The sequence below is a fragment of the Rhizobium sp. WSM1328 genome (assembly GCF_057653715.1).
The window spans coordinates 250342-264376 of record NZ_JBYGKO010000003.1; the positions used below are offsets into that span (position 1 = coordinate 250342).

Sequence of the window (14035 nt, forward strand, 5' to 3'; positions counted from 1 at the left end):
GTGAACTCTGATGCCACGGCAGATTGCGCCCCGACCACTGGCGGGGCGCGTTCGTTTCACCGGCGGCAAATCAGAATGCCGGGTCCTTGACAGCATCAGGCGTATCGAAAGATGCACCAAACCACTTCTTCTGCAGCTCTGCCATGCGCCCGTCTGCCTTGATCTTGAGCATCGCGGCGTCGATCGCATCCATCAGGGGCGCATGGTCGGCATCCTTGAGACCGATGAAGCCGAAATAGGACTTCTTGCCGAATGGCGGCAGGACGACTTCGAAGGTGCCCTTTCGCTGGCTGGCGACGAAGGCGATATTCGGCAGCGAATTGGCGACGCCGGCAATACGGCCGGCGGCGAGGTCGGCGTAGGATTCGGTAAAGGCGGGATATTCGCGCACGTCGACCTTGGTCGGCAGCGTGGCGGAGAATTCCTTCAGCTGGTCGAGCTGCGCAGTTGCCTTGCCGACACCGATCGTCTTGCCGGCAATATCTTCCGGCTTGCTGATCGTCGTGTCGCCAGCCTTCTTCAGAATGGCAATCGTTGCTTCGGCGATCGGCGGCGTGAAGCGATAGCGCTCCATGCGCTTCTTGGTGATCGTTGCAGGACCTGCGACGACATCGAACTTGCCGGCCTCGAGCGCCGGGAAGACGCCGTCCCAGGGAAGGGCGACCCACTCGATCTTGACGCCGAGTTCCTTGCCGATCTCGGCAAAGAGGTCGACGTTCAAGCCCGTGTGTTCGCCGGCATCGATATAGTCGAACGGTGCGAAAGCCGTTTCGGTGCCGACCTTGAGGGTGCCGGCTGCCAGCGTGTCGGCGGCATGGGCGGAAACGGCTGCTCCGAGCAGGAACGCGGCGCCGACCAGACCCTTCAGCAGTGAATGTGCCTTCATGATCATCTCTCCAGTTTTTATTCCCCCGGCGGAGGAGTTTTTGTTCCCGACTTCGATTTCCTCTGCGCGGATTTCTATGCTCCGCTTTTGACTATACAAATAGATATAGGCTGGCCTAGAGTGTCAATGTAAAAGACGAGGAACGCAAAATTTGTGCCGGGTGGCGTCGATCTCGCTGGCATGACCGTTCCCGTATTTATGGTCGCTGACGCCGGATGAGGTGCGGGCTTGGTGTCGATTTATCAACGTATTTTCACCGATGTCGAGACGAAGATCATCAGCGGCGATTGGCGGCCCGGTGACCGTATTCCCGTCGAACACGAACTCGCGGCGGAATATCGGTGCTCGCGGATGACCGTCAGCAAGGCGCTGTCGGCGCTTGCCGAGCGCGGCATGATTGTCAGACGGCGCAAGACAGGTTCGTTTGTCGCATCGCCCCAGATCGACCGCACGGTGATGGATATCCAGGATATCAGCACCGAAGCGGAACTGGCCGGGCACGAACACCGCTTCGAAATCCTCGCCCGCAAGATCGAGCGCCTTGGAGAGGCGGAGGCGCAGCAGCTGTCGGAACCTGCCGATGCAGAAGTCCTCAGGCTCCAATGCCTGCATATCGTCGATGGCAGGCCGAATGCCATCGAGCGGCGGATCATCATGCTCGATGCTGTCCCACGGGCGAGAGAGGAGAGCTTTGCTTCAACTCCGCCCGGCAAATGGCTGCTTGACGAGGTTCCCTGGTCCAAGGCCAAACATGTCATTCGCGCCGTTTCGGCCGACACCACGACGGCGCGGATCCTGCAGACGGAACGCGGCGAGGCCTGCCTTAGCCTCATCCGCCAGACCTGGCAGAACGGTCGTACGGTGACCTATGTCGAGTTCACCCATCCAGGCGACCGGTTCCAGTTTGCGGGGACGTTTCATCCGGCAGCAAATTGAGCTCGACGCCAATCACGAGAGGTTCTGCAAGTGACCGATGAGCGCCTCAAGGCGATCCCGCTGAAAAGTTTGCAGGCGTTCGAGGCGGTGGGGCGCTGCGGCGGCGTGACGGCAGCGGCGCTGGAGCTCAGGGTTTCGCCGGGCGCCATCAGCCAGCAGATCCGCAAGATCGAAAGCTTTCTTGGAATTTCGCTTCTGGAACGCAGCGGGCGAACCGTCGAGCTGACCGCCTGGGGCCGGCTCTACCATCAGGAGATATCGAAGGGGTTCGAGCAATTTGCGCTGGCCCAGCAATTGTTGGAAAAGGCGCGCAACGAGACGGCGCTGGTGCTCAGTGCGCTTTCCTCCGTCGTCAACAAATGGATCGGCAGGCGCATCTTCGACTGGCAGGCGCTTCATCCCGAAGTTCCAGTGAGGATTATCGGACGCGACAAAGAGCCCCGGATCGGTTTCGACGATGTCGATTTCCGCGTCAGCTATGGATCGGACGTCCTCCAGCACGAACACTATACCGAAGTTCCGCGATTGGGTGGTGCCTGCCTGCTCGCCGGCGCTGATGCAGGATCGCGCGCATGCGGCTCGCGATCTTTTCGAAAAGCCCCTCCTCCATGTCGAGTGGGAACGGCACTTCACCCCTTATCCCAGCTGGGCGGAGTTTGCCGCCAAGGCCGGTGTCCCCCTCGATGCGTCGACGCCGGGCCTTTCCTTCACTCTTTCGAGCAGCGCGATTGATGCTGCTGTCAACAAGCGCGGCGTCGTGCTCGCACAAATGTCGATGATATCAGACGAGCTTGAAGCGCAAACGCTGGTCATTCCCGTCGACCTGCGCATTGCACTGCGCGAAAGCTATTTTCTCGCCTGGGACCGTGCGGCCTTGCAGAAGCCCCACGGGCACGAATTCCGCGAGTGGCTCATTGCCATTTCCCGTCAGCAGGCCCTGGCGTCAGCGCCTAAGCCGATACTTTAGAAAAACTAAAACGGAACCTAGCTGAGCGATATTGATGAAAATTTGCGCCTGGCGATAATTTACGCAGTCGCCCTCCACCGTTGGCGGCGTGGCCGACATAGCAGGAGAGCTCGATGGCGCGAACCGACAAGATGAAACTCGGGACTTTCGTCTACACATTCGGCTTTCACCCGGCCTCCTGGCTGCATCCGGCAAGCGACGTCAATGGCGCCAACGACTTCGCCCATCTGCTCGATGTCGCCAAACGATCCGAGGCGGCCAAATTCGATTTCATGTTCATGGCGGATTCTCCTGCCGCTGCCGTCGGCGATCCGAAAGCGCTTGCCCGCATTCCAACCAAGATGAACCGTTTCGAACCGCTGTCGCTGCTTTCGGCTCTGGCGGTCACCACCAATGACCTCGGTCTCGTGGCGACGGTATCGACGAGTTATTACGAACCATACAATGTCGCGCGCTTGTTCGCCTCGATCGACCATCTGAGTAAGGGCCGTGTCTGCTGGAATGTCGTCACCTCCGACCACGACGAAACCGGCTACAATTTCAATCGTGAAGGGCTCGACCCGCATGCGTTACGCTACGAGCGTGGCAACGAGTTCGTCGATGTCGTATTCGGTCTTTGGGACAGCTTCGAGGACGGCGCACTGCTTCTCGACCGTGAAAACGGTGTCTACTACGACAAGGACAAGCACCACACGCTCAATCACAAAGGCACGCACTTCCAGGTTCGCGGACCCCTCAACATCGCGCGAACGCCCCAGGGCCGTCCTGTCATCGCCCAGGCGGGCGGTTCGGAACCCGGAATGGACATGGCGGCACGCACGGCGGAGATCGTCTTCAGCCTGGCATCGAATATCGACCGAAACCGGACCTTCTACGAAAACGTCAAGAGCCGGATGCCGGCCCATGGGCGCGATCCGGACGATCTGAAAATCATGCCGGGCATCGTGATCAACGTGGGTGAAACTGAAGCCGAGGCAAAGGCGAAGGTGGATTATCTGATCGACAAGATGCATCCGGATGTCGGCCGGCTGATGCTCTCCGAATTCCTCGAGGCGGACCTGCGCGACGTCGCACTCGACAAGCCTTTCCCCATGGATCGGCTGCCGGCGGCGCCCAAGGGATCACGCGCCTTGTTCGACGAGCTGGTCGATTTCGTCAGAAGCGGCCGCACCGTCGGCGAGCTCATCCGGCACTATGCCGAAAAGCATACCGGAAATGGCATGACGGGCACGCCGGCCCAGATTGCCGACTTCATGGAGGAATGGTTCGAAACGCGCGCCGCCGACGGCTTCATCCTGATGTTTCCGACCTTGCCGTCCAGCCTCGACGACTTCGTGCGGCTTGTCCTGCCAGAGCTTCGACGCCGCGGGCTGTTCCGCGAGGAATACGAAGGCAAGACCTTGCGCGAAAACCTCGGTCTTTCAATGCCGGTAAACCGCTTTGCCAAAACAAAAGAGCCAGCCCGATGAGTGTCGAGGCTTTGATCAGCGAAGCGGACTTCAAGCTTTCGATGCGTCATCTGGCGGGTGCCGTCAGCGTGATTACGGTCGGCGACGGGCAACACCGCACCGGCTTCACGGCAACGTCGGTCTCCTCGCTATCGGCGGAGTTGCCGTCCGTCATCGTCAGCGTCAACCGAGCGTCTTCCTCATGGCCGGCGCTGCAGCGGTACGGCTGCTTCTGCGTCAACGTGCTCGCCGCCGACCAGCAACAGGTGGCGCAATCCTTTGCCGGTCTTGACGGACGAAAGGGCGCCGAACGCTACGGCGGTGCAGGATGGTATCGCCTCAAGACCGGCGCGGCCGCCCTTGAAAACGCCCTGACGGTCCTGGACTGCAAGCTCGAAACCGCTTTCCACTACAATTCCCATGCCATTTTGGTCGGACATGTTTGCGCAATGGAAATCCGGCAGGGCATAGGGCCGCTGCTCTACTGGCGCGGCGGCTATCATGAACTTCCGGCGGAGGTTGATCAAAACGGTCTAGCGAAGGCGCTCGGACAATAGCCCAATCGAGGCGACATCCGCATTGGCAAAGGCAAGTCTGAGGTAACGCTCCTGGCCCTCGCCGAAATAGGCGCCGGGCAAACAAACGATGCCGGATTCCTTGGCGAGTTTCTCGGCAACTTCGGAAGACGATCGATCGGCGTGGGGATGGCGGACAAAGGCGAAATAGGCGCCAATCGCACCGATCTCCCAATCCGGCAGCCCGGAAAAGACCAACCTCAAAGCGTCCGCCCGGCGAGCAATCTCCAGCCGGTTGCCGGCCCGCCAATCGGCAAGCGCCGGGATCGCCGATGCAACGGCGATCTGGGCCGAGCGCGGCGCGCAGATCTGCATATTGTCCATCACCTTGGCGATCTCGGCGATGAGTTTAGGCCCTGCCGTGATTGCACCCAGCCTGTGACCGGGGATGCAGAAGGATTTCGAGAAGCTGTAGAGAAGAACGAGCGTGTCTTCCCAGCCCGGCTCTGAGAGGAGTGAGTGTGGCCGTCCGTTATCCTCGCCGAGGAAATCGCGATAGGTTTCATCGAGGATCAGCCAGGCGCCGTATCTCCGGCAGAGAACGAAAAGCTCATGCAGCAGGCTCGGCGGATACACGGCCCCGGTGGGATTGTTTGGTGTGACGACGGCAAGCATCTTCGCGCCGGCCGCAAGGGCCGCCTCGGCCGAACCTGGATCGGGAAGAAAGCCGAAGGCTGGGTCGCAATCGACCAGCCGTCGACCGATCCCCAGCATCGACAGCGTCGTATCGTGATTGAAATAGAAGGGATTGGTCAGCGCGACGGTATCGCCGGCGCCGGCAAGCGCGATTGCCGAACACATGAACGCCTGATTGCAGCCGGCGGTAATGTGGATATTGCCGGCGGAAAGGTCGGCGCCGTAATATTCGGCAACGTGAGCCGCGTAGGTCTTGCGCAATAAAGGTTCGCCCTCGATCGGCCCGTATCCTGTCATCGCCTGTTGCCCAGCCGCCTCGGCGAGAAGCCGAAGCATCTCCGGATGCGCGGGATAGCCGGGCACAGCTTGCGACAAATCGATGAGTGGCCCTTTTCCCCCCTTGTATTCGTGGCTCCAGGCGACGACGGAAGGAATGGGCGGGGCAGAGAGGCGGGCAACGAGGGAATTGGGTTTTGCAGCGATCATATCGATTTCTCTTTGATACCGATTGCTACAACGATACCAATTGTTTTCTCAACCTCTTTGTCTGACGAGACGGACCTGAAGCGGAGACGCATGCATATGGTGTGGGATAAAACGCGGCTCGAGCAACTGCGCGCAGAATTTGCAGACGCCAATGGCGGCGAGATATTCGATGAGAAGTTTCGCAAAGTAGCGGAGAAGATCATCTCCAAGAGCGGCACGAGACTGGCGCCATACGCCGGAGTGCCGACCTTCCTCAGCGCACCCTACATGCAGGTCGCGGCCGATGATCCGGATTTCGGCAATCTCCAGGTTGCGATCACCGGGATCCCCATGGATCTTGGCGTCACCAATCGTCCAGGCTCGCGTTTCGGACCGAGAGCACTTCGCGCCATCGAAAGGATCGGCCCCTACAATCATGTTCTCGCTACGGCGCCGGTCTTCGATCTTCGGGTCGCCGATATCGGCGACATATCGTTCCAAAGCCGTTACCGGTTGGAACTCAGCCACGACGACATCGAAAAGCGGATCGGCCAGATCGTCGATGCCGGCGTGGCCCCGCTTTCCGTCGGAGGCGATCATTCCATCAGCCACCCGATATTGAAGGCCATCGGCCGGCACCAACCGGTCGGCCTCATCCATATTGATGCCCATTGCGATACAAGCGGCGCTTTCGATCAGACGAAGTTTCATCACGGTGGGCCGTTCCGCAATGCGGTGCTTGACGGCGTGCTCGATCCGACACGGACTATCCAGATCGGCATCCGCGGTTCAGCGGAATATTTGTGGGAATTCTCCTACGCTTCGGGAATGACCGTGATCCACGCAGAGGACATCAGCGGAATGGGGATTGCGGCCGTCATTGCCAAGGCAAAATCCATCGTCGGCGACGGCCCCACCTATCTTTCCTTCGACGTCGACAGCCTCGATCCGAGCTTTGCGCCCGGCACGGGCACGCCCGAGGTCGGTGGATTGACCACGCGTGAAGTCCTTGAACTGATACGCGGACTGAAGGGGATAAACCTGGTGGGTGGTGACGTCGTGGAAGTCGCCCCGCAATATGACGCAACGACCAACACGGCGCACGCCGCAGCACAGGTGCTCTTTGAGGTCCTGAGCCTCATGGTGTTTAGTCCATCGATCGGCAGGCGCTAAGGCCGACCTCTCGGTCATCCGTGGCAACTGGCCGGATGGGCCAAGATCATATCATTCGCACCTAGCAATGACGGAAGCAGGGAATCTCACGCCCATGGTCGTCGCCACCGACGCCTCCCGTCATGCAGCCACTGTCGGTGGAGGCGATGAGCAGTATTACGGCGAAGCCTTCATCGTCACGCCAAGCGTACTAGCCAACGCATCTCAAAAACTCTTCGGTATCCATGAGTTCGAGCTGCACGGAAAACCGATCTTGCAGAAGTTCCAGTGACGCGTCATGCGTATCGTCGGCGCCGCTGCAGACGGCGTCGTTCAGCACGATGACACGATAGCCGAGATCGATCGCGCCGAGCGTCGTGGCAAGCACGCAGACATCCGTTTCACCGCCCGTTATCACAAGCGTATCGACCCGCTCCGACTGAAGGATCGGATGCAGGCGGCCGTCGATCCAAGGCGAATAAGTGCGTTTGTCGAAGTGCCTTGCCGGCGGAACCAACGAGGCCAGCGATGGGGCGAGATCTATGAAGCCGCGCGGAAGATGTTCGCCCGTCATCATCCACCATTTCTGGTAATAATCCCGCCATTTCCCCGGCATGTCGTCCGCACGCTCGGGTGGCAGGAAGCGGGTAAAGATCGTTCGCGACGGATGCCGCCCGGCCAGCTCTTCGATCTGGGGAGAGATCCGTGCCATCCAGGCAACGTGCCACGGCGTGTCTTCGGCAAACATCCGCTGCATGTCGACGCAAAGGTGCCGCCATTCCCCGACCTCGCCCATCACATCCTCCATTCGGTCTTCGCGCGTCAACCGCGACGCGGGGCGAAAGTTCCCCTAGCCTGCGGAAGATCTGAAGCCTCTCACGCGACGGCGCCTCGGGCGGTCGTCAGTAACCCAGCGGCGCTTTCAGCTTTCCGGAAACTATCAAGCTCGCCAATAGGAACGGGTTTGGAGAAGAAGTAGCCTTGGAGGTCGGTGCAGCCGAGGGCGGCCAGAAAGTCGCGTTGATAATCGGTTTCGACCCCTTCGGCCGTCGTCGAGATACCGAGGTTACGGCTGAGCGCGACGATGGCGCCAATGATTGCCGCCCCATTGGCCTTGGTGCCGAGCTGTGAGACGAACGATCGATCGATCTTGATGCGGTCGATATCGAAGCGCAGGAGATGGCTGAGGCATGAAAAGCCAGTTCCGAAATCATCCAGCGAAACCTGGACACCCCGGCTGCGCAACGACTTCAGCACCGTATAAACGTCCGAGTTGTCCTCGATCAGTGAGGACTCGGTGAGTTCGAGCTCGAGCCGGGACGGCTGCAGACCGCTCTCCTCAAGCACGGCGAAAACTTCCTCGGCGAAATTCGGTCTTCTCAACTGGGCAGGAGACACGTTGACCGCAACAAACGTGTCCTCCGGCCATTTGCAGGCGGCTCTGCAGGCTTCGCGCAAGACCCAGAAACCGAGAGCGTCGATGAGGCCGCCCTCCTCGGCGACAGGGATGAAGCTGGCAGGCGTCAACAGCCCGCGCTGACTGTGACGCCAACGCACGAGAGCTTCCGCGCCCGACGCCGCGTATCCTGCCTCAGCGCGATGGACCGTTTGGTAATAGACCTCGAGCGATCCGAAGTCCGGCCGGTTCGAAACCGGATCGGCGTGTGGACCATCTGGGGCCATGCCTTTGGCCAGAACTTCCCGCAATTCGTTCTTGAGAATGTCGCGTGCATTTCGGCCGCCGTCCATGGACGGTGAATAGAGACGCCACTGGCCTCGGCCGCCCATCTTTGCCTCGTACAGCGCGACGTCGGCGTAGCGCATGATGTCATCGGCATTCCGCCCGGCATCCGGCACGACGGTCACGCCGATCGAGCCGCCGACGCGCGCAACCGCTTCGCCGCGCAAAAGCGGGAAGGGTTTGCCAAGTTCGGCAACGATCGCTTCGCATATTGCCGGCAAAACGTGGTCATGATCTTTGATGTCCCGGAGAAGCAGCGCAAATTCGTCGCCCCCTAGCCGGGCAAGCGTGTCGCCCGGACGAAGCAGCGAGCGGATCCGCTCGGCGGCCATCCTGATGAGTTCATCGCCGGCGGCATGGCCGAATGTGTCGTTCACCGCTTTGAAGCGATCGAGGTCGAGAAGTGCGACCGCCGAGCGCTCGGTCGAATTCTGCGTCTCGGCCAGGCACTCGTCGAACCTCATAGCGAACAAAGCGCGGTTGGGAAGATCGGTGAGCACATCATGCAAGGCAAGCTGCCTTGCATGCAGCTCGCTTTTCTTCAACTCGCCGAGACTCCTTCGCAGGCGCACCAGCAAGACCGAGAACAGGATCGCGATCACCAAGGCGGCAATCGAAAGCGCCGGCATCAATCGACCGATCACCCTCGAACCTGGAAGATCCGGCCGCCATACGATAAAGCCGATCGGTTCGCCGTTTGCCGTGGCGTCAATCTGGAACGCAACCTCATTTTCGTCCGCATCGGCAGTGCGCGCGAAGCGGGCGCCGTTAAGGCCCTGTTGCCGGCTCAATTCGTCCAGCGCCGCACCATCGATAAAGCGCACGACGATCAGGAATTGCCGCATCGGCTGGCGCTGTCCCCCGGCAGCCTCGTTAATGGCGACGACTCCGACGATGGTCGGCCGGCCCTCGAGCCGCATCAGATTGGCCAGAGCACGGTTGGAATGGGCGGCGCTCGCAAGGCGGGCTTCCATTGAGGATGGCGTTCTTTCGTTCAAAGCCGTGCTTCGCCTGACCCCAAAGCGGGCATCCTGAAGGAGAGGCAAAAAGAGAGGCCTCATCCAGCGGTACCGCTTCTCCGTTTGGGCGTCCGCCAGCATGAGCAGTTGCGCCTTTTCATCGACAACAAAGGCCTGGTCGTAGCCGAACGCCGACATAGCCGTCTGGCCGATCGCACTCCCGGCTGCTGCCGTCAAAACGGCATCGAGGCCGGAGGAGCCTTCGGTCGAAAGGGCGGCAGGATAGACACGTGCGAGGTAGCCATTGCCGAACTGGCCGATAACATGCGCGACTTGATCGACCTGTTCGCGCAGGCGGGCATTCACAAGCTGACGCTGTCGATCGAGGGCTGCGGCATCGCTTTCGGTTCCTGCCCAGAGCGCCGAGAGTACGACAAGCCCGATCGCTCCGAGCCCGCTGACGGCAATAAGGAACAGAATTCTCCCGGAGGCGATCCAGGATTGCTGAAACGTATTGGAGCTGGAAGGAAGAACGATCTGCAAGCCTAGACCCCTGAACACCACGACACGGGCGCATTCGTCGACGCTAACAAAGAAGCGTTCACGTAGAATTAAAAGCTGTGGCCCACTATGGCGCGAGATCGACTATGCCCCAAGGAGCTCCCGACGATGTTGCGCATATCCATTCAGACCATATTGCGCGGAACGCTGATGGCGGGCGGGATCGGTGTCTTGTTAGCGGCGGCCGCGCCGCTCGAGGTGGCTGCGCAGGATCGCATGCCAATGAGAATTGCCGTCGAAGGTGCATTTCCGCCCTTCAACTATCTCGATTCAAACAACAAGCTTCAAGGCTTCGATATCGATATTGCCAATGCGCTGTGCGAGGTCGGCAAGTTTGAATGCCAATTTATCATCGAGAAGTGGGACGACATCATCCCCGATCTCGTTGCCGACAAATACGACGCGATCATCTCATCCATGTCGATGAGCCTTGAGCGACGTCAAAAGGTTGCCTTCACTGAAAAATACTACAACAGCCCGTCGGTGTTCATCGCCCGGAAGGATTCGTCGATCAGCGATGTCAGCCCCGCCGCCCTCAGCGACAAAATTCTTGGTGTGACGTCGTCGACAGCGCAGGAATCCTATGCCAACCATCTTTATCCAGAAATGAAAAAGACGGTGTTTCGGTCATCGCCCGAATTGTACAAGGGTCTGGCGGATGGGAGCGTCGACATTATCCTCGAGGATAAACTGGCCATCTATGATTGGATTGCCAACACCAAGGCTGGAAGCTGCTGCGAGTTCAAGGGGCCGGACCTGGTCGACGTCACCTATTTTGGTGAAGGCGCCGGTATAGCGCTGCGCTTGGATGACAAGGAGCGTCTGACACGCTTGAACGAAGCGTTGAAGAGCATCCAGGCGGATGGAACCTATGACATGATCAACGCCAAATATTTCCCGTTCAGCATCCAGTAGTTCGCCGTCCAATTTTTCGAGAATGCGGAATGGCCGGGTTTTCGCCCGGCCATTCCTATGTGTGCAGTAATGTCGCTATGCGGCTTTCGCCACCTCGCCATGCGGATCGAGGACATATTTCGTCGCCGCTCCCTGGTCGAAGCTCTCATATCCATTGGCGGCATCGTCGAGCGGGATGACCTTGGCGTTGACGATATCGGCAATTGGCAGTCGGTCGTGGAGGATCGCCTGCATGAGTTGACGATTGTATTTGATCACCGGAGTCTGGCCGGTGTGGAAGGACTGCGCCTTGGCCCATCCGAGGCCGAAGCGAAGCGACAAATTGCCGTGTTTGGCGGCATTGTCGACAGCACCTGGATCCTCGGTAACGTAGAGGCCGGGAATGCCGATCGAACCGGCGGCACGGGTAATCTCCATCATCTGATTGAGCACGATCGCCGGCTGTTCCCCGCCCGAGTGGCCGCGGGCCTCGAAGCCGACAGCATCGATGGCGCTGTCCACTTCGTTGGTGCCGACGACCTGCGCGATCATGTCGCCAAGACGGTCGCTCTTCGACAGGTCGATCGGTTCGAAACCGACCTTCGCCGCATGCGCCAGACGGTCTTGATTGAAATCGCCGATCATCACGACTGCAGCGCCGAGAATGCGAGCCGAAGCGGCAGCCGCAAGGCCGACGGGGCCCGCGCCTGCGACATAGACCGTCGAGCCGACGCCAACGCCTGCCCGCACTGCGCCATGGAAGCCGGTGGGCAGGATGTCGGAGAGCATGGTGAGATCCCGGATCTTCGCCATTGCCTTGTCCCGATCGGGGATTTTCAGCAGGTTGAAATCTGCGTAGGGAATGGTGACGTAGCGTGCCTGTCCGCCGATCCAGCCGCCCATGTCGACATAACCATAAGCACCGCCGGCGCGGGCCGGGTTTACCGTCAGGCAGACACCGGTATCCTGAGACTTGCAGCAGCGGCAGCGGCCGCAGGCGACATTGAAAGGCACCGAGACGATATCGCCGATTTCGAGCATCTCGACATCGATGCCTTTCTCGATGATCTCGCCGGTGATTTCATGACCAAGGACCAGGCCCGGCATCGCCGTCGTGCGGCCGCGGACCATGTGCTGATCGGAGCCGCAGATATTGGTAGAAATCACTTTCAGAATGACGCCGTGTTCGATGCGGCGGCCGTCAGGCGCTTCCAGCTTCGGGTCGTCGATGTCGCGAACTTCGACCTTGCCCGGCCGGAGATAGACGACGCCTCTATTTTTACTCATGAATTCCTCCCACTTGTTTGAATGCCTCGATCTGCAACCAATGCAGCCGATGGCAACCTTCCCTCCGGCCTGCCTCCTCAGCAGCCCGGTGTCCACAACACGAGGATACCGCCGCATCGGGCGATATTCGGATTTTGCAAAAGGGACAGATTGAATGGAGAAGAGGAGTAAACGCCATGGCTTTCGCCTGTCGTTCCGCTCGTGATCGTCTGCCTGCAATCCGTCGATTTGCTCTGCCAAGAGCTGGTTTCCAGCTCCAGAATCTCCTTTCGATCCATCTCGATATCTTTCCGGATTTCTATCCGGCGATTTCCTTGAGGATTTCAGTTCTCCTACCGCTGCTGGGAGCGTCGGCGCGTCAGGCCGGCTTCCCAATGCCCATTTCGCCAGTTTGCGAGATAGCGCCTTGAACACCACAAACAAACCATGCCTGACGGAAAACAGCGATCAAGAAAACGACATGGGTGCAACGCAAAGACGACAGTCGGCAAAGTCGCCATAGCTCGCTGTGCAGGGGAGTAACTGATCCCGCGAATACGGCGGTTTTCCGGATCGTCCCGGAAGATTGATCGCCGCCTAAAGGCTTTAGGCGCGATGCGGTCGCCGGCTGCGGCTGACGTCGATGGCCGTGTGCCAGATCACTGCGCCGAGGATGATCGCGCCGCCGAAAAACGTGGCGACGGGCGGCTCTTCGGAAAACAGCAGCCAGACCCAGAACGGCGTGAGCACGATTTCCATTGTGCCGATCAGCGCCGCCTCCGCTGGCGGCATCCGCTTCGCCCCGGCAAGGAAGAGCACCAGTGCCAGGGAGAAATTGGTCGCGCCGAAGGCAGCAAGAACGATCCAGTTGTGCAGGTCGAGCGAGCCTACCGAACCGAACGGCGCGAAGAGTGCAAGCGTCAGGAAAGCGCTGACCACGGTCGGCGGCAGGCTCGGCACGTCGGGACTGATCCGCGGAATGATGATGACGAGCGCGAAGGACGCTGTCATGCCGAGCGCCAGCAGGTCGCCCCATCCGGTGCCGCCGCCGATCGACGAGGCGACGATGACCGCGACGCCGAGGAGCGAGATGCCGCCGGCAATCAGCGTCCGCCTGGAGACCCTCTCCCTGAGGATGACCCAGCCGAGCATGGCCGCGATAAATGGCGCGGTCGCATAGATCATCGTCACATTGGCGACGGTGGTCATGTAGAGCGCCCCGATGAAGCAGCCCTGACTGAAGGTCTGGCAGGCGATCATCGCAAGGCTGGACGGATGGAAGATGAAACGCCATTGCTGCCGTGAAATACCCCCTTCGAGGAAAAGGCAGGGGATCAGCAGGAACAGGCCACCGAACAACGATCGCCAGGCGATCGCCGTCCATACGTCGGTCGTAAGGAGTCGCGAATAGACGCCGCTCGCGCTCCAGGCAAGTGTCGCAGCAACGATGAGAAACACACCCTTCTCATGCTCGCTGCTTGCGAGGCGTCTGGCCGGATTTTCAATTGTCACGCAGATATTCTCAAAGAAGGAAGTCGAACGCGGGTCA

At 59.9% G+C, this 14035-nt stretch carries 11 protein-coding genes and 1 pseudogene; 6 read left to right on the forward strand and 6 right to left on the reverse strand.

Annotation, left to right across the window (positions count from 1 at the left end):
- Positions 1-70: 70 nt before the first annotated feature.
- Complete coding sequence (locus AC2444_RS28795) at positions 71-886, reverse strand: transporter substrate-binding domain-containing protein (protein WP_128449433.1); 816 nt, start codon at positions 884-886, stop codon at positions 71-73.
- A 228-nt stretch (positions 887-1114) separates the two neighbouring features.
- Between AC2444_RS28795 and hutC the strand changes: the two genes are divergently transcribed.
- From hutC to AC2444_RS28815, 4 genes and pseudogenes are all read left to right on the forward strand, one after another.
- Positions 1115-1822, forward strand: a complete 708-nt coding sequence (gene hutC / locus AC2444_RS28800) for a histidine utilization transcriptional repressor HutC (protein ID WP_017997626.1) — start codon at positions 1115-1117, stop codon at positions 1820-1822.
- Between the two features lie 30 nt (positions 1823-1852).
- Positions 1853-2789, forward strand: a pseudogene (locus tag AC2444_RS28805) (LysR family transcriptional regulator).
- 113 nt (positions 2790-2902) lie between these two features.
- A complete protein-coding gene (locus AC2444_RS28810; RefSeq protein WP_017997625.1) occupies positions 2903-4258 on the forward strand; it encodes an LLM class flavin-dependent oxidoreductase in 1356 nt (451 codons plus the stop codon).
- Positions 4255-4794 (forward strand): flavin reductase family protein, encoded by a 540-nt coding sequence (locus AC2444_RS28815; RefSeq protein ID WP_012760690.1) that lies wholly within the window; start codon positions 4255-4257, stop codon positions 4792-4794. The genes AC2444_RS28810 and AC2444_RS28815 overlap by 4 nt, the downstream gene beginning before the upstream one ends.
- Here AC2444_RS28815 and AC2444_RS28820 read toward each other — a convergent pair.
- A complete protein-coding gene (locus tag AC2444_RS28820) occupies positions 4771-5934 on the reverse strand; it encodes an aminotransferase (protein ID WP_128449432.1) in 1164 nt (387 codons plus the stop codon). The genes AC2444_RS28815 and AC2444_RS28820 overlap by 24 nt on opposite strands.
- Positions 5935-6030: 96 nt before the next feature.
- Here AC2444_RS28820 and speB point away from each other — a divergent pair, with 96 nt between their 5' ends.
- Entirely contained in the window at positions 6031-7086 is a 1056-nt protein-coding gene (speB, locus tag AC2444_RS28825; RefSeq protein WP_012760688.1) for an agmatinase, read from the forward strand.
- A gap of 190 nt (positions 7087-7276) precedes the next feature.
- Here the strand turns inward: speB and AC2444_RS28830 are convergent, their stop codons facing one another.
- Positions 7277-7861, reverse strand: a complete 585-nt coding sequence (locus AC2444_RS28830) for a cysteine hydrolase family protein (RefSeq protein WP_128449431.1) — start codon at positions 7859-7861, stop codon at positions 7277-7279.
- A gap of 80 nt (positions 7862-7941) precedes the next feature.
- On the reverse strand, positions 7942-10329 hold the full coding sequence (locus tag AC2444_RS28835) for a putative bifunctional diguanylate cyclase/phosphodiesterase (RefSeq protein ID WP_128438943.1): 2388 nt from the start codon (positions 10327-10329) through the stop codon (positions 7942-7944).
- Positions 10330-10434: 105 nt separating this feature from the next.
- Here AC2444_RS28835 and AC2444_RS28840 point away from each other — a divergent pair, with 105 nt between their 5' ends.
- Positions 10435-11241 carry an ABC transporter substrate-binding protein gene (locus tag AC2444_RS28840; protein WP_128449430.1) on the forward strand — a complete coding sequence of 269 codons (807 nt, stop codon included), beginning with the start codon at positions 10435-10437 and terminating at the stop codon, positions 11239-11241.
- A 75-nt stretch (positions 11242-11316) separates the two neighbouring features.
- Here the strand turns inward: AC2444_RS28840 and fdhA are convergent, their stop codons facing one another.
- Positions 11317-12507 (reverse strand): formaldehyde dehydrogenase, glutathione-independent, encoded by a 1191-nt coding sequence (fdhA, locus tag AC2444_RS28845; RefSeq protein ID WP_033184174.1) that lies wholly within the window; start codon positions 12505-12507, stop codon positions 11317-11319.
- 585 nt (positions 12508-13092) lie between these two features.
- Positions 13093-13998 carry a DMT family transporter gene (locus AC2444_RS28850; protein ID WP_003555531.1) on the reverse strand — a complete coding sequence of 302 codons (906 nt, stop codon included), beginning with the start codon at positions 13996-13998 and terminating at the stop codon, positions 13093-13095.
- Between the last annotated feature and the right edge of the window lie 37 nt (positions 13999-14035).